Source organism: Streptomyces chartreusis (genome assembly GCF_008704715.1).
Lineage (GTDB): Bacteria > Actinomycetota > Actinomycetes > Streptomycetales > Streptomycetaceae > Streptomyces > Streptomyces chartreusis.
Map to the genome: position 1 here is coordinate 3,277,790 of NZ_CP023689.1, position 19,665 is coordinate 3,297,454.

At 71.2% G+C, this 19,665-nt stretch carries 18 protein-coding genes; 13 read left to right on the plus strand and 5 right to left on the minus strand.

Annotated features, from left to right (window positions below; all coding sequences use genetic code 11):
- Window positions 1-129 precede the first annotated feature (129 nt).
- From CP983_RS13700 to CP983_RS13720, 5 genes are all read left to right on the plus strand, one after another.
- Window positions 130-462 carry a DUF6191 domain-containing protein gene (locus CP983_RS13700; protein WP_107902718.1) on the plus strand — a complete coding sequence of 111 codons (333 nt, stop codon included), beginning with the start codon at window positions 130-132 and terminating at the stop codon, window positions 460-462.
- A 78-nt stretch (window positions 463-540) separates the two neighbouring features.
- Window positions 541-1,173, plus strand: coding sequence for an AIM24 family protein (locus CP983_RS13705; RefSeq protein WP_030950116.1), 633 nt, complete (start codon window positions 541-543; stop codon window positions 1,171-1,173).
- Between the two features lies 1 nt (window position 1,174).
- Window positions 1,175-1,825 (plus strand): AIM24 family protein, encoded by a 651-nt coding sequence (locus tag CP983_RS13710; RefSeq protein WP_150499758.1) that lies wholly within the window; start codon window positions 1,175-1,177, stop codon window positions 1,823-1,825.
- On the plus strand, window positions 1,822-2,622 hold the full coding sequence (locus CP983_RS13715; protein ID WP_107902723.1) for an AIM24 family protein: 801 nt from the start codon (window positions 1,822-1,824) through the stop codon (window positions 2,620-2,622). Before CP983_RS13710 ends, CP983_RS13715 begins: the two co-directional genes overlap by 4 nt.
- A 102-nt stretch (window positions 2,623-2,724) precedes the next feature.
- A complete protein-coding gene (locus CP983_RS13720) occupies window positions 2,725-3,201 on the plus strand; it encodes a MarR family winged helix-turn-helix transcriptional regulator (protein WP_107902725.1) in 477 nt (158 codons plus the stop codon).
- A gap of 38 nt (window positions 3,202-3,239) precedes the next feature.
- On the opposite strand, the gene CP983_RS13725 is transcribed toward CP983_RS13720, so the two are convergent.
- Entirely contained in the window at window positions 3,240-4,658 is a 1,419-nt protein-coding gene (locus tag CP983_RS13725) for a sensor histidine kinase (RefSeq protein ID WP_150499759.1), read from the minus strand.
- Window positions 4,655-5,323, minus strand: coding sequence for a response regulator transcription factor (locus CP983_RS13730; protein ID WP_030950107.1), 669 nt, complete (start codon window positions 5,321-5,323; stop codon window positions 4,655-4,657). Before CP983_RS13730 ends, CP983_RS13725 begins: the two co-directional genes overlap by 4 nt.
- Before the next feature lie 116 nt (window positions 5,324-5,439).
- Here CP983_RS13730 and CP983_RS13735 point away from each other — a divergent pair, with 116 nt between their 5' ends.
- The gene (locus CP983_RS13735) at window positions 5,440-6,084 is read left to right on the plus strand and encodes a PepSY domain-containing protein (protein ID WP_150499760.1); all 645 of its coding nucleotides are present in this window, start codon (window positions 5,440-5,442) and stop codon (window positions 6,082-6,084) included.
- Between the two features lie 17 nt (window positions 6,085-6,101).
- Here the strand turns inward: CP983_RS13735 and CP983_RS13740 are convergent, their stop codons facing one another.
- The 3 genes from CP983_RS13740 to CP983_RS13750 form a co-directional block, all read right to left on the minus strand.
- Window positions 6,102-7,349 (minus strand): MFS transporter, encoded by a 1,248-nt coding sequence (locus CP983_RS13740; protein WP_150499761.1) that lies wholly within the window; start codon window positions 7,347-7,349, stop codon window positions 6,102-6,104.
- A 238-nt stretch (window positions 7,350-7,587) separates the two neighbouring features.
- Complete coding sequence (meaB, locus tag CP983_RS13745; RefSeq protein WP_150499762.1) at window positions 7,588-8,544, minus strand: methylmalonyl Co-A mutase-associated GTPase MeaB; 957 nt, start codon at window positions 8,542-8,544, stop codon at window positions 7,588-7,590.
- A gap of 39 nt (window positions 8,545-8,583) precedes the next feature.
- Window positions 8,584-9,786, minus strand: coding sequence for an acetyl-CoA C-acetyltransferase (locus tag CP983_RS13750; protein ID WP_030957918.1), 1,203 nt, complete (start codon window positions 9,784-9,786; stop codon window positions 8,584-8,586).
- A gap of 149 nt (window positions 9,787-9,935) precedes the next feature.
- On the opposite strand from CP983_RS13750, the gene mce reads away from it, so the two are divergent.
- The 7 genes from mce (at window position 9,936) to CP983_RS13785 (ending at window position 19,662) form a co-directional block, all read left to right on the plus strand.
- Window positions 9,936-10,376 (plus strand): methylmalonyl-CoA epimerase, encoded by a 441-nt coding sequence (mce, locus tag CP983_RS13755; RefSeq protein WP_030957920.1) that lies wholly within the window; start codon window positions 9,936-9,938, stop codon window positions 10,374-10,376.
- 210 nt (window positions 10,377-10,586) lie between these two features.
- The gene (gene scy, locus CP983_RS13760) at window positions 10,587-14,435 is read left to right on the plus strand and encodes a polarized growth protein Scy (RefSeq protein ID WP_150499763.1); all 3,849 of its coding nucleotides are present in this window, start codon (window positions 10,587-10,589) and stop codon (window positions 14,433-14,435) included.
- 184 nt (window positions 14,436-14,619) lie between these two features.
- Window positions 14,620-15,558: a coiled-coil domain-containing protein gene (locus CP983_RS13765; protein ID WP_125524869.1), complete on the plus strand. Its 939-nt coding sequence runs from the start codon at window positions 14,620-14,622 to the stop codon at window positions 15,556-15,558.
- An 86-nt stretch (window positions 15,559-15,644) separates the two neighbouring features.
- Window positions 15,645-16,622, plus strand: a complete 978-nt coding sequence (locus CP983_RS13770; RefSeq protein ID WP_167537699.1) for an ABC transporter ATP-binding protein — start codon at window positions 15,645-15,647, stop codon at window positions 16,620-16,622.
- A 2-nt stretch (window positions 16,623-16,624) separates the two neighbouring features.
- Complete coding sequence (locus CP983_RS13775; RefSeq protein ID WP_163016814.1) at window positions 16,625-17,395, plus strand: ABC transporter permease; 771 nt, start codon at window positions 16,625-16,627, stop codon at window positions 17,393-17,395.
- 123 nt (window positions 17,396-17,518) lie between these two features.
- Window positions 17,519-18,793 (plus strand): ABC transporter ATP-binding protein, encoded by a 1,275-nt coding sequence (locus tag CP983_RS13780; protein ID WP_150499764.1) that lies wholly within the window; start codon window positions 17,519-17,521, stop codon window positions 18,791-18,793.
- A complete protein-coding gene (locus tag CP983_RS13785; protein WP_107902741.1) occupies window positions 18,790-19,662 on the plus strand; it encodes an ABC transporter permease in 873 nt (290 codons plus the stop codon). Before CP983_RS13780 ends, CP983_RS13785 begins: the two co-directional genes overlap by 4 nt.
- Window positions 19,663-19,665 lie beyond the last annotated feature (3 nt).

Sequence of the window (19,665 nt, forward strand, 5' to 3'; positions counted from 1 at the left end):
TGTGAACGCAAGCACAAACGCTCGTCCATTGTGGCAAACCCGAAAGGGCGCTCCGGGCCCGGGGTCCGGGAGGGTGACAAGGACTCCCCGCACGGGGGACGCTGGTGCGGACCGACCCGGGGAGTCCACGTGCAGTTCCTCTTCTTCATGACCCTGCCGGGGCTCGTGGTGCTGCTCACCGTGCTGGCCTTCGTCGATCAGCTGCTGATGCGGGCCGGCCGGGCCGGGCGGCTGCCCTGGCGCAACCACGCAAGGCAGGGCCAGATCTCCGCGACCGGCTTCGAGCAGCTGCACGCCTCGTTCTCCCCCGGCAAGCAGAGCGAGCTGGAGGAGCGGCGCAGCGCCCTGGTAATGCGGGACGACGAGGAGGACGGGGCGCCGCCGAGGTCGACGGTGGACCTGCGCGGCGGGACGGCCGTCATCCGACTGCGAACGGACGAAACCCGCCGAGCCGGGACCTAAGGGTCCCGTCAGGGGTGAAAGTCAACCTTTGGGATCTGTCGGTGGCGGGCACCCGCGGTTTACCTTCGCTGCGTGGCGATGTTCCGACTCCAGGGCAGCAAGGTTCTCGCCGTCGACATGACCGGGGACGCCGTGAAGGCGAAGAACGGCTCGATGGTCGCGTACGACGGGCAGATGGCCTTCAAGAAGATGAGCGGCGGCGGTGAGGGTCTGCGCGGCATGGTGACCCGGCGCCTGACCGGTGAGCAGATGACGGTGATGGAGGTGAAGGGGCACGGGACGTGCTGGTTCGCGGACCGCGCCTCCGAGATCAACCTCGTGAACCTCCAGGGCGACAAGCTCTACGTCGAGTCGAGCAACCTGCTCGCGACCGACGCGGGGCTGCGCACCGGCACCTCCTTCACGGGGCTGCGCGGCGCCTCCCAGGGCAACGGCCTGTTCACCACCACCGTCGAGGGGCACGGGCAGGCGGCGCTCATGTCCGACGGACCGGCCGTGGTGCTGCGGGTCAGCGCGCAGTACCCGCTGACCGTCGACCCGGGGGCCTATGTGGCCCACCAGGGGAATCTGCGGCAGTCCTTCCAGTCCGGTGTGACGTTCCGCACGCTCATGGGCGAGGGCGGTGGCGAGGCCTTCCAGATCCGGTTCGAGGGGGACGGCCTTGTGTACGTACAGCCGAGCGAGCGGAACACGATCGCGGGGGACGTGTGACATGGCCTTCCGCGAGATCAACTCCAAGATGGTCGAGGCGACGGTCATGCCCGGCCAGAAGCTGTTCAGCCAGCGCGGCGCGATGCTCGCCTACAAGGGCGAGGTGTCCTTCACCCCCAACATGGCGGGCGGCCAGGGCGGGATCATGTCGATGATCGGGCGTCGGGTGGCGAACGAGGACACCCCGCTGATGGCCGTCGAGGGCAGCGGCACCGTGCTCTTCGGGCACGGCGGCCACCACGTCCAGGTGATCCATCTCACCGGCGACACCCTGTGCGTGGAGGCCGACCGCCTCCTCGCCTTCGAGGGCACCCTCCACCAGGGCACGATGTTCCTCGGCTCACAGGGCGGCGTCATGGGCATGGTGCGCGGCCAGGTCTCCGGGCAGGGACTGTTCACCACCACCCTCAAGGGGCACGGAGCGGTGGCGGTCATGGCGCACGGAGGCGTCTTCGAGATCCCGATCACCCCGCAGCGCCCGGTCCACGTCGACCCCCAGGCCTACGTCGCCCACCACGGCGACGTGCGCAACAAGCTGTCCACCGCGCTCGGCTGGCGCGACATGGTGGGCCGCGGCTCCGGCGAGGCGTTCCAGCTGGAGCTCAGCGGCAACGGTGCCGTCTACGTGCAGGCGTCGGAGGAGAAGCTGTGAGCACCTACGGAACCCCCGGCGGCCCCACCGTCCTCGACCCGGCCTCGCTGCCCGTCGACGACAACGTCAACGCCTACACCTTCTGCGTGGAACTCAAGGGAAGCCAGTGGTTCCTGCAGAAGGGGAAGATGATCGCCTACTACGGCTCGATCGACTTCAACGGCGTCGGGCACGGCCGACTCGACCGACTTGTCCGTACGTCCTTTCATTCGCCACTGCACGCGAGCGACTGGGTCGTGGCGGAGGGCTCCGGGAAGATGCTGCTGGCCGACCGGGCCTTCGACGTGAATTCGTACGACCTCGAAGACGGCAACCTGACCATTCGCTCGGGCAACCTGCTCGCTTTTCAGCCAACTCTTGCACTCAAGCAATCGATCGTGCCGGGTTTTCTGACACTCATCGGAACCGGAAAGTTCGTGGCTGCATCTAACGGGCCGGTGGTGTTCATGGAACCCCCGATCCGGGTGGATCCTCAGGCGCTCGTCGGCTGGGCCGACTGCCCCTCGCCGTGCCACCACTACGACCACGGCTACATGACCGGCCTAATGGGCGGTCTACGTGCACTGACGGGCCTCGGCGGGGCCTCCGGGGAGGAGCATCAGTTCGAGTTCGTGGGGGCCGGCACCGTCCTGCTCCAGTCGTCCGAGACCCTCATGGCCGAGCAGGCCACGGGGGCGGTCCCGCCGGACGCCGGAGTGCCCGGTGGCGGGGGGTCGCACACAGGGCCTTCACAACCGGCCGGGGTACCGCGCCTTCCCGGACAGCTGGGGGACCTCCAGCGTCGCTTCGGGCTGTGAGCGGTAGTCTGCGGAGTGTGACATCGAACGTGTGCACACACGGTCGTGCCACATGAAAACCCTCACTAGTTCGCCTTTCAACTTCTTAGGTAGACTTCATTCATGGAGACCGAGACGGCCACTCGCTGGCTGACCGATGCGGAGCAGTGCGCCTGGCGCACCCACCTGGAGGTCAACAGGCTGTTGACGTACCAGCTCGAGAAGGACCTGCAGCCGTTCGGCCTGACAATGAACGACTACGAGATCCTGGTGAACCTCTCCGAGTCGGACGACGTACGGATGCGGATGAGCGACCTCGCCTCCGCCACCCTGCAGTCCAAGAGCCGGCTCTCCCACCAGATCACCAGGATGGAGAACGCGAACCTGGTCCGGCGTGAGAACTGCGAGTCCGACCGCCGCGGGCTCTACGCGGTCCTCACCGACCACGGCATGGAGACCATGCAGAAGGTCGCGCCGCACCACGTGGCGTCCGTCCGCCGGCACTTCATCGACCTGCTCTCCCCCGACTCCCTGACCGAGCTCGACAAGGCCCTCAAGCCGATCGCGGAGCACCTGCGCGGCCAGCGGGGACGTCCGTAACCCGGGCGGACCCCCACGGACGCCGGCGAACCCGGCGCCTACTGAGCCTGCGGCAGGCGGAGTTCGAACAGGGCTCCGCCCGCCGGCGCCCGGCCCACGGTGAGCGTGCCCCCGTGCCGTACGGCCACGTCACGGGCGATGGCAAGCCCCAGCCCGGCCCCGCCGTCGTCACGGCTGCGGGCCTCGTCGAGCCGGACGAACCGCTCGAAGATCCGCTCCCGGTCGGCCTCGGCCACCCCGTCCCCGTCGTCGGCGACCGCCGCCACGACCCACTCCCCTTCCCGGCGCACGGTCAGGGTGACCGCCGAGCGCGCGTGCCGCGCGGCATTGTCCAGCAGGTTGGTGAGCACCCTCCCCACCTGCCCCCGCGACCCGGCCACCTGCGCGGACCGCGCCTCGACCGTCACCTCCGCCCGCCCCTCGGCCTGCTCACGGGCCAGTGCACCGAGGTCGAACCGCGCGTCACCGGGCCGCTCCCCCGCGTCCAGACGGGCGAGCAGCAGCAGGTCGGCGGCCAGACCCTGGAGCCGTACGGTGTCCTCCACCGCGCCGTCGAGGTCGAGCAGCTCGGGGTGCGCGACGCCGACCTCCAGCTGGGTGCGCAGGGAGGCGATCGGGCTGCGCAGTTCGTGCGAGGCGTCGGCGACGAAGCGGCGCTGGCGCTCCACCGACGTCTGCAGGGCGGCCAGGGTCTCGTTCGTGGTCAGCGCGAGGCGGGCGACCTCGTCGTGGGTGCCCGGCACCGGAACCCGGCGCGCCAGGTCCTCGGACGCGGTGATCGCCGCCATCTCGCCGCGGATGCCCTCGACCGGACGCAGGGCGCGCCGGGTGACCAGCCAGGTGACGCCGGCGACGACGCCGAGCAGCAGCGGGAAGCCGATCAGCATGACGGTGAGCGCGGTGTTCACGGCACTCTGCTCGGCGTCCAGCGAACCACCGGCGTACACCGTCAGCCGCCCTCGGTCGCCGGCCTCCACGGGGACCGCGGCGAAGCGGTAGTCGGCGCTCTCGCCGTCGATGGTCGCCGAGCCGTCGCTGAACTCGGTCCCCTCGCCGATCTCACCGGCCTCGCCGCGGCCGGAGTCGTCGTCGGCGTCGTCATCGTCGTCGCCGGCCCCCGTGCCCGTACCGCCCGACCGCGGCTGCGGCTCGACGGCGTCGGTGGCCGTCCCGCTGATCCGCTCCAGTTCGTCGCTTGCCGCGACCAGCGTGCCATCGGCGTCGACCACCTGGACCGGGCTCTCGTCGTCCAGGTCCAACTGGTCGTAGGGCTTCCCTGCGGCGAGCTCGGCGACGACGTTCTGCGCGGTGCGCTGCGCCTCGTTGCCCGCCTGATCCATCAGGTTGGACCGCAGCGACAGCAGCACCGCCGCCCCCGCCGCGACCAGGGCCACGGCGACGACGAGGGTGGCGCCGAGCGTGGCCCGGGACCGGATCGAGCCGAAGATCCTTCTCATCGTTCCTTCTCCAGCCGGTAGCCGGCGCCGCGCACCGTCCGGATCAGCCCGGGGCGCAGCTTGCGCCGCAGGGTGCTGATGTACACCTCGACGATGTTGGGGTCGCCCTCGTACGCGAAGTCCCAGACGTGCTCCAGGATCCCGGCCTTGGAGACCACCTCGCCGGCCCGCGTCACGAGCTGTTCCAGGACCGCGAACTCCTTCGTGGTGAGGGTCACCTCGGCCTCGCCGAGGAAGACCCGGCGGGCGGCGGTGTCGACCTTCAGGTCGCCGTGGACGTGCACGGGCGAGGCCCCGGCGCCCTGTCCCCCGCGCCGCAGCAGCGCCTTCACCCGCGCCACGAGGACGACGTACGAGAACGGCTTGGTGAGGTAGTCGTCGGCTCCGGTGTCCAGGCCCTCCGCCTCGTCGTACTCGCCGTCCTTGGCGGTGAGCATCAGGATCGGCACCTCGTGGCCGGCGGCGCGCAGGGCGGCGCAGACGCGGTAGCCGTTCATGCCGGGCAGCATGATGTCGAGGATCACGAGGTCGTACGACCCCTCGGAGGCGCGGTACAGCCCCTCGCGGCCGTCGTGGACGACGTCCACGGCGTACCCCTCGGCCGTCAGTCCCTTGGCGAGCGACAGGGCCAGCCGCTTCTCGTCCTCCACGATCAACAGGCGCATGCGTAAAGGTTCGCAAAGCCAAGCTGAAGATCTCTTCAGGGTCCTTCAGGTTCCCCTCAGCGTCGGTTCGGCAGATTGAGCGGTGTCGAAACGACAACGACTCGGGAGGAACCGGAATGAAGCGCAACATCGTCATCGCCACCGTCGCCGCAGCGGCCCTGATCGGGGGCGGCACCGTCGCGGCCTACGCCGCCGCCGGTGACGACGACGGCGCTGCCACGCAGCGGCAGTCGAGCGTCCGGATCAGCGACGACCGGGGCGACAGCGCGGACGACTCCGCCGAGGACCGCGCCGACGACCGGGACGACAAGAGGGACGACGACCGGGACGACGACAGCGTCGAGGTCCGCTCGGACGCCACCGGCGCGAAGGTCACCGCCGCCGACGCCATCGCCGCGGCGCTGAAGCACACGCCGGGCACCGCCGTCGGCGCCGACCTGGACGACGACGGCTCCCGGGCGTGGGAGGTGAGCGTCGTCAAGGGCGACGGCACCGAGCACGACGTCCGGGTCTCCGCGAGCGACGGCAAGGTCCTCGGCGCCCACCGCGACGATGACGACGACGCCCGCGAGGACCTGGCCGCGCTGAAGGGCGCCGACGTCGACGCCCGCGAAGCCGCCGTGGCCGCTGCCGCCAAGGGCACCGTCACCGACGTCGACCTCGACGACGACGGCCCCGCGGCCTGGAGCGTGGAGACCACCAAGGGCGAGTGGAAGGTCGACCTGGGAACGGGCAAGGTCACCCAGGACCTCGACGACTGACGCCGCCTCACCTCACGTCATCGCGTGACCTCAGGGGTACGGGACATCCCGTACCCCTTCTCGCGTCCCGTCGCACCCCGCGCCACGGCCAGTGCCGTCAGCATCATCAGGCCCCCGGTCACCGCGAAGCACACGCCCGCGGGCAGCCACCCGACCAGCACCCCGGCCGCCGCGGCACCGGCCGTACCGCCCGCGTTGACGGCGGTGTTCACCCAGGCGCCGGCCTGCACCCGGGCCTCGGGCGCGGCGGTCTCGTCGGCGATGAGATACGCGGTGGTGATCAGCGGGGACACGAAGACCCCGGCGACCGCGACCGCCACGGCGAGGGTCCCGAGGCCCTGGGCCAGTGCCGCTCCGCACAGCGCAAGACCCAGTCCGGCGGCCTGCGCGGCCAGCCGTGTCCCGGCGGCGGACCGCCATGCCACGGCTCCGTTGAGCAGCCCGCCGACGGCGCTTCCGGCGGACAGGGCGGCGAGCACCCAGGCGGCGCTGCCCGCGCCGTGGCCGCTCGTCTCGGCGAAGGCGACGACCAGCAGATCGAGCACGCCCAGGGCGAGACCGACGCCCGCGGCGGCGATCACCGGCCGCCCGAGGCCGCGCAGCACCCGCCGCCCGGCCGCGCCCGGCCCCGCCTCGCGCTTGCCGGCCGGCACCGCGCGCACCACCGGCGACGACACGAACCCGGCCGTCCCCACCACCATCAGCGCCGCCCCGAGGAGCACGCCGAACGCGGGCGGGGCGAACCCGACGAGCACGCCCACCAGCAGCGGCCCCGAGACGAAGAGCAGTTCCTCGGCGACGGCGTCGAGGCTGTAGGCCCGCTGCATCAGCGCCCGGTCCGGGGCGAGGCGCCCCCACACGGCACGCATGGTGGGCCCGAGCGGCGGAGTGCAGGCACCGGCGAAGGCGGTGACGACGCCGAGGACGAGCGGCGAGGCCGCGCCCGGCCGCCACACGAGCGCCGCGACCAGTACGAGCAGCGCCGAGTAGGCCGCCACCATCGGCACGAGCGCCCGGCGCGGCCCGTGCCGGTCGATCAGGGCCGCCCGCGCGGGCGACAGGAAGACGCTGGTACCGGAGAACAGCGCCATGACGACGCCGGCCACCGCGTACGACCCGGAGGCCCGGGTCACCGAGAGCATCACGGACAGCGGGGCGACACCGTAGGACAGCCGGCCGAGCAGGGCGGCGGCGAAGGTTCGGCGGGCATGGGGGATCCGGAGGACGGCGGCATACGAAGGCCGCGCCACAGGTGTGGAAGACACGGGGATTCCTCGACTCGAGGCGGAAAAGGGGACGCCGAAGCGCCACGCCGGTCACGACCGAGGGGGTCGTGCACCGTACGCGGGCGGGCGTGCCCTATGCCAAGAGGAGGTACATGGAGATCAACCTAGCAGCGCAGCCCCGGAGTTGACCACGCCCTCAGGGGCGCGGGGAACTGCGCGACCAGCCACGACGAACCAGCAGCCGAATGACGACACATCGCGGCGCTTCCAAGCGCTCTCAGGCTTGGGTGAGCCCCGCCACCAGCTCGTCCGCCGCACGGTACGGGTCCAGCTCGCCCGTGACGATCTTCTCCGCCAGCGCCGCGAGGCGGCGGTCGCCGTGCAGGTCGGCGATCCGCTCCCGCAGGGCCGTGACCGCGATCGTCTCGACCTCGCGGGCGGCGCGGGCGCGGCGGCGCTCGGCCAGGACGCCGCGCTCCTCCATCCAGGCCCGGTGCTTCTCCAGGGCCTCCACGACCTCGTCGACGCCCTCGGCACGGGCGGCGACCGTCTTCACGATCGGCGGGCGCCAGTCGCCGGGGCCGCGGGACTCGCCGAGGCCGAGCATGTGGTTGAGCTCGCGGGCGGTGGCGTCGGCCCCGTCGCGGTCGGCCTTGTTGACGACGTACACGTCGCCGATCTCCAGGATTCCGGCCTTCGCCGCCTGGATGCCGTCGCCCATGCCGGGGGCGAGCAGGACGACGGAGGTGTCGGCCTGGGAGGCGATCTCCACCTCCGACTGGCCCACACCCACCGTCTCGACCAGGATCACGTCGCAGCCGGCCGCGTCCAGGACACGGATCGCCTGCGGGGCGGACCAGGCGAGGCCGCCCAGGTGGCCCCGGGTGGCCATCGAGCGGATGTAGACGCCGGGGTCGGAGGCGTGGTCCGACATCCGCACCCGGTCGCCGAGCAGGGCACCGCCCGAGAAGGGCGAGGACGGGTCGACGGCCAGGACGCCGACCCGCTTTCCCTGCTTGCGGTACGCGGTGACCAGGGCGGAGGTGGACGTCGACTTGCCGACGCCCGGGGAGCCGGTCAGGCCCACCACATAGGCGTTGCCCGTCAACGGTGCCAGCGCCGCCATGACCTCCCGCAGCTGCGGGGACGCCCCCTCCACCAGGGAGATCAGCCGGGCCACGGCCCGCGGCCGGCCTTCCCTGGCCTGGGCCACCAGGGTGGAGACGTCCTGCATCACAGCTCCGTTCACAAAGAGGTCCTACTGAAGGAGAACTCAGGCCTTGGGTACCCGCACGATCAGCGCGTCACCCTGGCCGCCGCCACCGCACAGCGCGGCCGCGCCGATGCCGCCGCCCCGCCGCTTCAGCTCCAGCGCCAGGTGCAGGACGAGCCGCGCACCCGACATACCGATCGGGTGACCGAGGGCGATGGCTCCGCCGTTGACGTTCACCCTTTCCGTCGACACGCCGAGGTCCTTCATTGACTGCACGGCCACCGCGGCGAATGCCTCGTTGATCTCGACGAGGTCGAGGTCGGAGACCTCCAGGCCCTCCTTCTTCAGGGCGTGCTGGATGGCGTTGGAGGGCTGGGACTGGAGGGAGTTGTCCGGGCCCGCGACATTGCCGTGCGCGCCGATCTCGGCGATCCAGTCCAGGCCGAGCTCCTGCGCCTTGGCCTTGCTCATGACGACGACCGCGGCGGCGCCGTCGGAGATCTGCGACGCCGAGCCCGCCGTGATCGTGCCGTCCTTCGCGAACGCCGGGCGCAGCTTGCCGAGCGACTCCGCGGTCGTGTCGCCGCGGATGCCCTCGTCCTTGCTGAACAGGACCGGGTCGCCCTTGCGCTGCGGGATCTCGACGGGGGTGATCTCCGCCTCGAACAGACCGTTCTTCTGGGCGGCGGCGGCGCGCTGGTGGGACAGCGCGGCGATCTCGTCCTGCTCGGGGCGCAGGATGCCGAGACGGGTGTTGTGCTTCTCCGTGGACTCGCCCATGGCGATGCCCTCGAAGGAGTCGGTCAGGCCGTCGTGGGCCATCGAGTCGAGCATCTCGATGGCGCCGTACTTGAAGCCCTCACGGGACTTCGGCAGCAGGTGCGGGGCGTTGGTCATGGACTCCTGACCGCCCGCGACGATCACGTCGAACTCACCGGCGCGGATCAGCTGGTCCGCGAGGGCGATGGCGTCGAGGCCGGACAGACACACCTTGTTGACGGTGAGCGCCGGCACGCTCATCGGGATGCCGGCCTTGACCGCGGCCTGGCGTGCCGGGATCTGCCCTGCCCCGGCCTGGAGCACCTGGCCCATGATCACGTACTGCACCTGGTCGCCACCGATACCCGCACGGTCGAGGGCGGCCTTGATCGCGAAGCCGCCGAGGTCGGCTCCGGAGAAGGACTTCAGTGAGCCGAGCAGCCGTCCCATCGGGGTACGGGCACCCGCGACGATCACGGAGGTCGTGCCGTTTCCAGAAGACATGAGGTGCGATCCCCTTCCAGCTTGAGCAGCCGAGGAGTGAACGAGGGTTTACTTCGAATGTACTGAGTGGCACTCCGTGCCGTCACCGGGCTGTAGGTGTGATCGCTGGCACGTTGCGTAACCACCGCGGGAGCGCTGCACTGAATTCCATGCTGACTCGAATCGACCACATCGGGATCGCCTGCTTCGACCTCGACAAGACTGTCGAGTTCTACCGGGCCACGTACGGCTTCGAGGTGTACCACTCGGAGGTCAACGAGGAGCAGGGCGTCCGCGAGGCCATGCTCAAGATCAACGACACCTCCGACGGCGGCGCCTCCTACCTGCAGCTTCTCGAACCCACCCGCCCGGATTCCACCGTCGCCAAGTGGCTCGACAAGAACGGCGAGGGTGTCCACCACATCGCCTTCGGTACGGCGGACGTCGACACGGACGCCGACGACATCCGCTCCAAGGGCGTACGCGTTCTGTACGAAGAGCCCCGACGTGGCTCCATGGGGTCACGAATCACCTTCCTGCACCCCAAGGATTGCCACGGAGTACTGACAGAACTGGTCACTTCGGCGCCTGTTGAGTCACCTGAGCACTGACCCTCGTACATATGGGCCGGTAGGGTTGGGGGCGGTCGCTCCTCGACACGGGGTGGCCGCATGCCGGGGTCCGGGTTTCGGGGGGCGAGCGTCGGGGCAGCAGCCCATGCTCTGCCGTTGATCTGACACCATTCCCCGGGGGCCCCGTTCGGCGGACGGACGGAGCCCGTATGGCCAGACTTGCGACCAGGGGACGGATGGGACCGCGCAGTGCGGGGCTACGAACGCCAGGAGCGAGAGCCGGCGGCTGACGTCGACCACCTCTCTCGGTTCGAGGCCGAGATGGATCGGCTGAAGACCGAGCGAGAGAAGGCGATCCAGCACGCCGAGGACCTCGGCTACCAGGTCGAGGTGCTGCGCGCCAAGCTGCACGAGGCGCGGCGGACCATCATGTCCCGGCCCGCCTTCGACGGCGGGGACATCGGCTATCAGGCCGAGCAGCTGCTGCGCAATGCCCAGGTCCAGGCGGACCAGCTGCGCCAGGACGCCGAGCGCGAGCTCAGCCAGGTCCGGGCACAGACGCAGCGCATCCTCCAGGAGCACGCCGAGCAGGCGGCCCGACTCCAGGCCGAGCTGCACCAGGAGGCGGTCACCCGCCGCCAGCAGCTGGACCAGGAGCTCGCCGAGCGCCGCCAGACCGTCGAGTCGCACGTCAACGAGAACGTGGCGTGGGCCGAGCAGCTGCGCGCCCGCAGCGAGTCGCAGGCCCGCCGTCTCCTCGACGAGTCACGTGCCGAGGCCGACCAGGCCATGTCGGCCGCGCGCGCCGAGGCCGAGCGGCTCACCGGCGAGGCCCGCCAGCGCCTGACGGGCGCGGCCGAGGAGGCCCGCACGGAGGCCGAGCAGATCCTGCTGCGGGCCCGCACGGACGCCGAGCGGCTGCTGAACGCCGCCTCGACGCAGGCCCAGGAGGCCACCGACCACGCCGAGCAGCTGCGTACCTCCACCGCCTCGGAGTCGGACTCCGCCCGCCGGCAGGCCACCGAGCTGAGCCGGGCCGCCGAGCAGCGCATGTCGGAGGCCGAGGAGGCGCTGCGCAAGGCGCAGTCCGAGGCCGAGAAGCTGGTCGCCGAGGCCACGACGGCCGCCGAGAAGGCGCTCACCAGCGCCGAGTCGGCCAACGAACAGCGCATGCGGACGGCCAAGGAGCAGGTCGCCCGGCTGGTCAGCGAGGCCACCAAGGACGCCGAGGCCACCAAGGCGGACGCCGAGCAGGTCGTCGCCGACGCCCGCGCCGAGGCCGAGAAGATCGTCGCCGAGGCCGGCGAGAAGGCCCGCACGATCACCGCCGAGGAGAGCGCGACCCAGCTCTCGAAGGCGGCCAAGACCGCCGAGGACGTCCTCAACAAGGCGCAGGAGGACGCGCAGAACACCACCAAGGCCGCGGCCGAGGAGGCCGAGCGGATCCGCACCGAGGCCGAGGCCGAGGCGGACCGGCTGCGCGCCGAGGCGCACGACATCGCCGAGCAGCTCAAGGGCTCGGCGAAGGACGACACCAAGGAGTACCGCGCCAAGACGGTCGAGCTCCAGGAGGAGGCGCGCCGGCTGCGCGGCGAGGCCGAGCACCTGCGCTCCGAGGCCGTCGCCGAGGGCGAGAAGATCCGCGCGGAGGCCCGCAAGGAGGCCGTCCAGCAGATCGAGGAGGCGGCCAAGACCGCCGAGGAGCTGCTGTCCAAGGCCCGGCAGGACGCTGACGACCTGCGTCAGAAGGCCACGTCGGACAGCGAGAAGGTCCGCACCGAGGCCATCGAGCGCGCCACCACGCTGCGCCGCCAGGCCGAGGAGACCCTCCAGCGCACCCGCCAGGAGGCCGAGCGCCACCGCGACGAGGTCGTCGAGCAGGCCGAGGGCATCAAGGCCGACGCCGAGCAGGCCGCCCGCGAGCTGCGCGAGGAGACCGAGCGCGGCGTCGAGGCCCGCCGGGAGGAGGCCGCCGAGGAGCTGACGCGCCTTCACACCGACGCCGAGCAGCGGCTCGCGGCGGCCGAGCAGGCGCTCGCCGACGCCCGCGAGGAGGCCTCGCGCATCCGCCGTGAGGCCGGCGAGGAGACGGACCGGCTGCGCGGCGAGGCCGCCGAGCGGATCCGCACCCTCCAGCAGCAGGCCGAGGAGGAGGCCGACCGGCTGCGCACCGAGGCCGCGTCGGACGCGTCCGCGTCCCGTGCCGAGGGCGAGGCCATCGCCGTACGCCTCAGGTCGGAGGCCGCGGCCGAGGCCGAGCGGCTGAAGTCCGAGGCTCAGGACACCGCCGACCGGGTGCGTGCCGAGGCGCAGGCCGCCGCCGAGCGGCTCGCGACGGAGGCGTCCGAGACGCTGGCCGCCGCCCAGGAGGAGGCCGTCCGGCGCCGCCGCGAGGCCGAGGAACTCCTCGGCTCCGCCCGCCAGGAGGCCGACCAGGAGCGCGAGCGGGCCCGCGAGCAGAGCGATGAGCTGCTGGCCGCGGCGCGGGGCCGCGTGGAGGAGGCGCAGGCCGAGGCGGTACGGCTGGTCGAGGAGGCCGACCGGCGCGCCACCGAGATGGTGTCGGCGGCCGAGCAGCACGCCCAGCAGGTCCGCGACTCCGTGACCGGGCTGCACGAGCAGGCCCAGGAGGAGATCACCGGGCTGCGCAGCGCGGCCGAGCACGCGGCGGACCGTACGCGCCGGGAGGCCGAGGAGGAGTCGGACCGGGTCCGCGCGGACGCCTACGCCGAGCGGGAGCGGGCGAGCGAGGACGCGGGCCGTGTGCGCCGCGAGGCGAACGAGGAGGCCGCGGCCGCCAAGTCCCTCGCCGAGCGCACCGTCGGGGAGGCCATCGCCGAGGCGGAGCGGCTGCGGTCGGACGCCTCCGAGCACGCCCAGCGCATCCGCACCGAGGCCTCCGACAAGATCGCCGAGGCCGACCAGGCCGCGTCCCGCACCCGGGCGGACGCCCGCGAGGACGCCAACCGGATCCGGTCCGACGCGGCGACGCAGGCCGACACCCTCATCACCGAGGCGCGTTCGGAGGCGGAGCGGCTCCAGTCGGAGACGATCACGGAGGCCGACCGGGTACGCGCCGACGCGCTCGCCAAGGCCGAGAAGCTGGTCGGGGACGCCACGTCGGAGTCGGAGCGGCTGCGCGCCGAGGCCGCCGAGACCGTGGGGTCGGCCCAGCAGCACGCCGAGCGGGTCCGCCGGGACTCCGAGCGCCTCAAGTCCGAGGCCGCCGCGGAGGCGGAGCGGCTGGTGAACGCGGCCCGCGAGGAGGCCGAGCGCACCCTCGACGAGGTCCGCAAGGACGCCAGCAAGCGGCGCCAGGACGTCGCCGAGCAGGTCGACACGCTCATCACGGAGACCACGGCCGAGGCGGACAAGCTCCTCACCGAGGCGCAGCAGCAGGCGCACAAGACGACCGCGGACGCCGAGGGTCAGGCCGACACCATGGTGGGCGCGGCCCGCAAGGAGGCCGACCGGCTGGTCTCCGAGGCGACCGTCGAGGGCAATTCGATGGTGGAGAAGGCCCGCACGGACGCGGACGAGCTGCTCGTCGGCGCCCGCCGGGACGCCACGTCGATAAGGGAGCGCGCCGAGGAGCTGCGCGACCGCATCACCAGCGAGATCGAGAACCTGCACGAGCGGGCCCGCCGTGAGGCGTCGGAGACGATGAAGTCGACCGGCGACCGCTGCGACGCCCTCATCAAGGCCTCCGAGGAGCAGCTCGCCAAGGCCCAGGCGAAGGCCAAGGAGCTGGTGTCGGAGGCCAACTCCGAGGCCGGCAAGGTCCGTATCGCCGCCGTGAAGAAGGCCGAGGGGCTGCTGAAGGAGGCCGAGCAGAAGCGCTCGACCCTCATCAAGGAGGCCGAGGAGCTCAAGGCCGAGGCGATCCGCGAGGCCAAGCGCACGGTCGAGGAGGGCAAGCGCGAGCTGGAGGTCCTCGTGCGGCGCCGTGAGGACATCAACGCCGAGATCTCGCGGGTCCAGGACGTCCTGGAGGCGCTGGAGTCGTTCGAGGCGCCGGGCGGCGCCAAGGACGGCGGGGTCAAGGCGGGTGCGACAGTCGGAGCACCCCGAACGGGTGGCAAGTCGTCAGAGGGCTAGCGGGTCGGGCGGGTTCCGGTGTCTCCTGGGGGCCTTTGACCCGGTTTTTGGCAAGCCGTCCGACGGTTAGCCACTCAAAAGGGGTCTCATTCTCCAGATCAAACACGTATCCGCTCGATGACACACCGCTTCGGCCCCTAGGATTCCACTTATCACCTCACCGGTCTCTTTCGACAGGAACCCCATGAGCGACACTTCCCCCTACGGCTTCGAGCTAGTGCGGCGTGGGTACGACCGCGCTCAGGTGGACGAACGGATCTCCAAGCTCGTCTCCGACCGTGACAGCGCTCTCGCCCGCATCACCGCTCTGGAAAAGCGCATCGAGGAGCTCCACCTCGAGACGCAGAACGCCCAGGCCCAGGTAACCGACGCAGAGCCGTCGTACGCCGGCCTCGGCGCGCGTGTCGAGAAGATCCTCCGCCTCGCCGAGGAAGAGGCCAAGGATCTGCGCGAGGAGGCCCGCCGCGCAGCCGAGCAGCACCGCGAGCTCGCCGAGTCGGCGGCCCAGCAGGTTCGCAACGACGCAGAATCGTTCGCTGCGGAGCGCAAGTCCAAGGCCGAGGACGAAGGCGTCCGGATCGTCGAGAAGGCCAAGAGCGACGCCTCCCAGCTGCGTGCCGAGGCGCAGAAGGACGCTCAGTCCAAGCGCGAGGAGGCCGACGCTCTCTTCGAGGAGACCCGCGCCAAGGCCGCGCAGGCCGCCGCCGACTTCGAGACGAACCTCGCCAAGCGCCGCGAGCAGTCCGAGCGCGACCTGGCCTCACGTCAGGCCAAGGCCGAGAAGCGTCTCGCCGAGATCGAGCACCGCGCCGAGCAGCTGCGCCTGGAGGCCGAGAAGTTGCGCACCGACGCCGAGCGCCGTGCCCGTCAGACGGTGGAGACGGCTCAGCGCCAGGCCGAGGACATCGTGGCCGACGCCAACGCCAAGGCCGACCGGATCCGTTCGGAATCCGAGCGCGAGCTCGCGGCCCTCACCAACCGCCGCGACAGCATCAACGCTCAGCTGACGAACGTCCGCGAGATGCTGGCGACGCTGACCGGTGCCGCGGTGGCCGCGACCGGTGCGCCGGCTGCCGAGGACGAGCCGATCACGCGTGGGGTGCCCGCTCAGCAGTCCCGGTAAAGATCCGGCACACGCCTGCTGAATTTTCGCAAAGCCCTCTGCCACTGGGGTGGCAGAGGGCTTTGTCCCGTTTTAGCGTGGGCGGCATGATCGAGCTCGAGGGGCTGACGAAGCGGTACGGCGACAAGGTGGCGGTCAACAACCTGACGTTCACGGTGAGACCGGGCATCGTGACGGGGTTCCTCGGTCCCAACGGCGCGGGCAAGTCGACCACGATGCGCATGATCCTTGGCCTGGACCGGCCCACCGCCGGTGACGTCCGTATCGACGGCAAGCACTACGACCAGCTGAAGGACCCGCTCACCTATATCGGCGCCCTGCTGGAGGCCAAGGCCTGGCACCCCGGACGCAGCGCCCGCAACCATCTGCTGTGCCTCGCCCAGAGCAACGGCATCCCGGACAGCCGGGTGCGTGAGGTGCTGGACGCGGTCGGGCTGACCGCGGTGGCCAAGAAGAAGACCAAGGGCTTCTCGATGGGCATGGGCCAGCGGCTCGGCATCGCGGGCGCGCTGCTCGGCGATCCCCGGATCCTGATGTTCGACGAGCCGGTCAACGGCCTCGACCCCGAGGGCATCCACTGGATCCGGAACATGATGAAGTCGCTGGCCGCACAGGGCCGGACCGTCTTCGTCTCCTCCCACCTGATGAGCGAGATGGCCCTGACCGCCGACCATCTGGTCGTCATCGGCCAGGGGCGGCTGCTCGCCGACACGTCGATGCCCGAGTTCATCGCACGCAACTCACGGGCGTACGTCCGTATCCGCACCCCGCAGCGCGAGCGGCTGCTCGACGTGTTGCAGCAGGCCGGGATCACCGCCGTGCAGAACGGCAACGGCACGCTGGAGGTGGACGGCGGCAAGTCCGAGCAGATCGGGGAGCTGGCGGCGCGCCACCAGGTCGTGCTGCACGAGCTGAGTCCGCAACAGGCCTCCCTGGAGGAGGCGTTCATGCAGCTGACCGCGGAGTCGGTGGAGTACCACGCGCACGCCGAGGCGCCGCCGCAGGCGCAGGCCCCGGCCCGGGCGCAACAGCAGCAGTGGGGCGCCGACTGGAGGAGGAGCTGAGCATGGTGGTCACCCAGGTCGTCCGCTCCGAATGGACCAAGATCCGGTCCGTCGCCTCCACCGTGTGGACGCTGTCCCTCGCGGTGGTGGTCACCATCGCCCTCGGCATGCTGATCTCGGCGCTGTCGAAGAACGAGTTCGACGACATGAGCCGCAACGACCAGCTGTCCTTCGACCCGACCTTCATCAGCTTCGCCGGGATGGGCCTCGGCCAGCTCGCGCTGATCGTGTTCGGGGTGCTCGTCGTCTCGAACGAGTACAGCACCGGCATGATCCGCACCTCGCTGGCGGCCGTGCCGCAGCGCGGCACCTTCCTGTTCAGCAAGATCGCGGTGGCGACCGGGCTCTCCCTGGTCGTCGGCCTGGCCACCAGCTTCGTCGCCTTCTTCCTCGGGCAGTCGATGCTCGGCGAGTACCGGGCCGAGATCGGCGACCCGGGCGTGCTGCGGGCGGTGATCGGCGGCGGGCTCTACATGGCCCTCATCGCGATGTTCTCGATGGGCGTCGCCGCGATGCTGCGCTCGCCGATGCTGTCGCTGGGCATCCTGATGCCGTTCTTCTTCCTGATCTCCAACATCCTCGGGAACGTCTCGGCCACCGAGAAGATCGGCCGCTATCTGCCCGACCAGGCCGGCAGCAAGATCATGCAGGTGGTCACACCGGTCGACAACGACACTCCCTACGGCCCCTGGGGCGGGCTCGGGATCATGGTGCTGTGGGTGATCGCCGCGCTCGCCGGGGGTTACGCCGCGCTCAAGAGACGGGACGCGTAGCGAGGAGACCACGGTGCGAGGTTTTACTTGCTCTTGAGCGGAACCGTCAGCGCCTCGGTATCCTCCTAACCCTTACGGGGGGCGTGTGCCCCGCTGTCCTGAACCTTTCGATGGGTGCGGAGCATGATCGAGGCAGTCGGCCTGACCAAGCGCTACGGCGACAAGACCGCTGTGTACAACTTGTCCTTCCAGGTGCGGCCCGGCGCCGTCACCGGCTTCCTGGGCCCGAACGGCTCGGGCAAGTCGACGACGATGCGCATGATCCTCGGCCTGGACAATCCGACCTCGGGGCATGTCACGATCGGCGGCTACCCGTACCGCAGGCTGCCGAACGCCCCGCGGCAGGTCGGCGCGCTGCTGGACGCCAAGGCGGTGCACGGCGGACGCGCCGCGCGCGCACACCTGCTGAGCCTGGCCCAGCTGTCCGGCATCCCCGCCCGCCGGGTGGACGAGGTGCTGGGCGTGGTCGGCCTCCAGGACGTGGCGAGACGGCGCTCCAAGGGCTTCTCGCTCGGCATGGGCCAGCGGCTCGGCATCGCCGCCGCGCTGCTCGGCGACCCTCAGGTGCTGCTGTTCGACGAGCCGGTCAACGGCCTCGACCCCGAGGGCATCCTCTGGGTGCGGAACCTGATGAAGTCGCTGGCGGCCGAGGGCCGTACCGTCTTCGTCTCCTCCCACCTGATGAGCGAGATGGCGCTGACCGCCGACCACCTGATCGTCATCGGGCGCGGCCAGCTGCTGTCCGACATGAGCGTCAAGGACTTCATCGCCGCGAACTCCGCGGGCTTCGCCCGGGTCCGTACGCCCGACACCGAGCCGCAGCTGCGCGAGAAGCTGGCCGGCGCGCTCACCGAGGCGGGCGGGCACGTGCTGCCCGAGCAGGACGGCGCGCTCCGGATCACCGGGCTGGCGCTCCCCCGCATCAGCGACATCGCGCACGAGACCGATGTCCGTCTGTGGGAGCTGTCGCCGCACCAGGCCTCGCTGGAGGAGGCGTACATGCGGATGACGCAGGGCGCGGTCGACTACCGCTCGACCATCGACCAGAAGGAAGGGCTCCAGCAGCCGCTGCCGCCGGGCGCGCAGCCGCCGATGCCGGTGCCCGGTCAGGGCCAGCCGGGCTGGTACGCCCCGCCGCCGCCCCAGCAGGGCGGGCAGCCGTACGCCGCCCAGCCGGGTCAGCCCGGGCCGTACGGCGCTCCGGCGGCTCCGGGGGCCGGGACGCCGAACCCGTACGCGCAGGCGGCCCCGCAGGCGCCTCAGACGGCCCCGGGCCCGGCTCCGGCGGCTCCTGTGGCGCAGCCCGCGCCGCCGGTCGCCCAGAACCCCGCCCAGGCGCCCGCGAGCGCTCCTGCCGCCCCGCCCGCCGCCCCGACCCAGCCCGAGGACGCCCGATGAGCACGCCCCAGCCCCCGATGCCGCAGACCGCCGCACCGAACTGGCAGGCGGCGCCCGGCACCCCGTACCCGACGTACACCTCCCCGATCCCCGTGGTGCGCACGCACCTCGGGCACGCGCTCGCCTCGGAGTGGACGAAGATCCGCTCGGTGCGCTCCACGATGTGGACGCTCGGGGTGTTCGTGGTGCTCGTGATCGGCATCGGCCTCTCGGTCGCCGCGCTGATCGCAGGCAACGCCTCGGAGGAGAGCCTCTCCGGCGAGAGCCCGCTGTCGTTCGGCTTCTTCGGACTGCTGCTCGGCAGCATCTGCATCATCACGCTCGGCGTGCTGACCACCGCCTCGGAGTACGGCACCGGCATGATCCGCACCACGATGACCGCGTGCCCGACGCGTGGCCGGGTGCTGGCGGCCAAGTCGATCGTGTTCTTCGTGGTCGCGTTCGTGGTGACGCTGGCGTCGGCCGTCCTGGTCGCCCTCGCGGACGTGGCGTTCCTGGAGGGTTCCCGGGAGCCGACCGGCGAGGAGTGGCTGAAGGGCACCGTCGGCATCTCGTTCTACATCGCGCTGCTCGGGCTGCTCTCGCTCGTCGTCGGCTCGATCATCCGGCACTCGGCGGGCGCGATCACGATCATGATCGGTGTCCTGCTGGCCCCGCTGGTCATCGCGCTCTTCATGTTCGCGGAGTCGCTGAAGGACCTTCAGCAGGCGCTGTTCGAGTACTCCATCCCGAACCAGCTGAGCGTCTTCTACGCCCAGTCCCTCTCCGAGTCCGGCCCGTCCGGCTGGGACCCGCTGTGGATCATGCTCGGCGTCACGGCCGCCGCGTTCGCCGGCGCCTGGGCGCTGCTGGAGAAGCGCGACGTGTGAGAC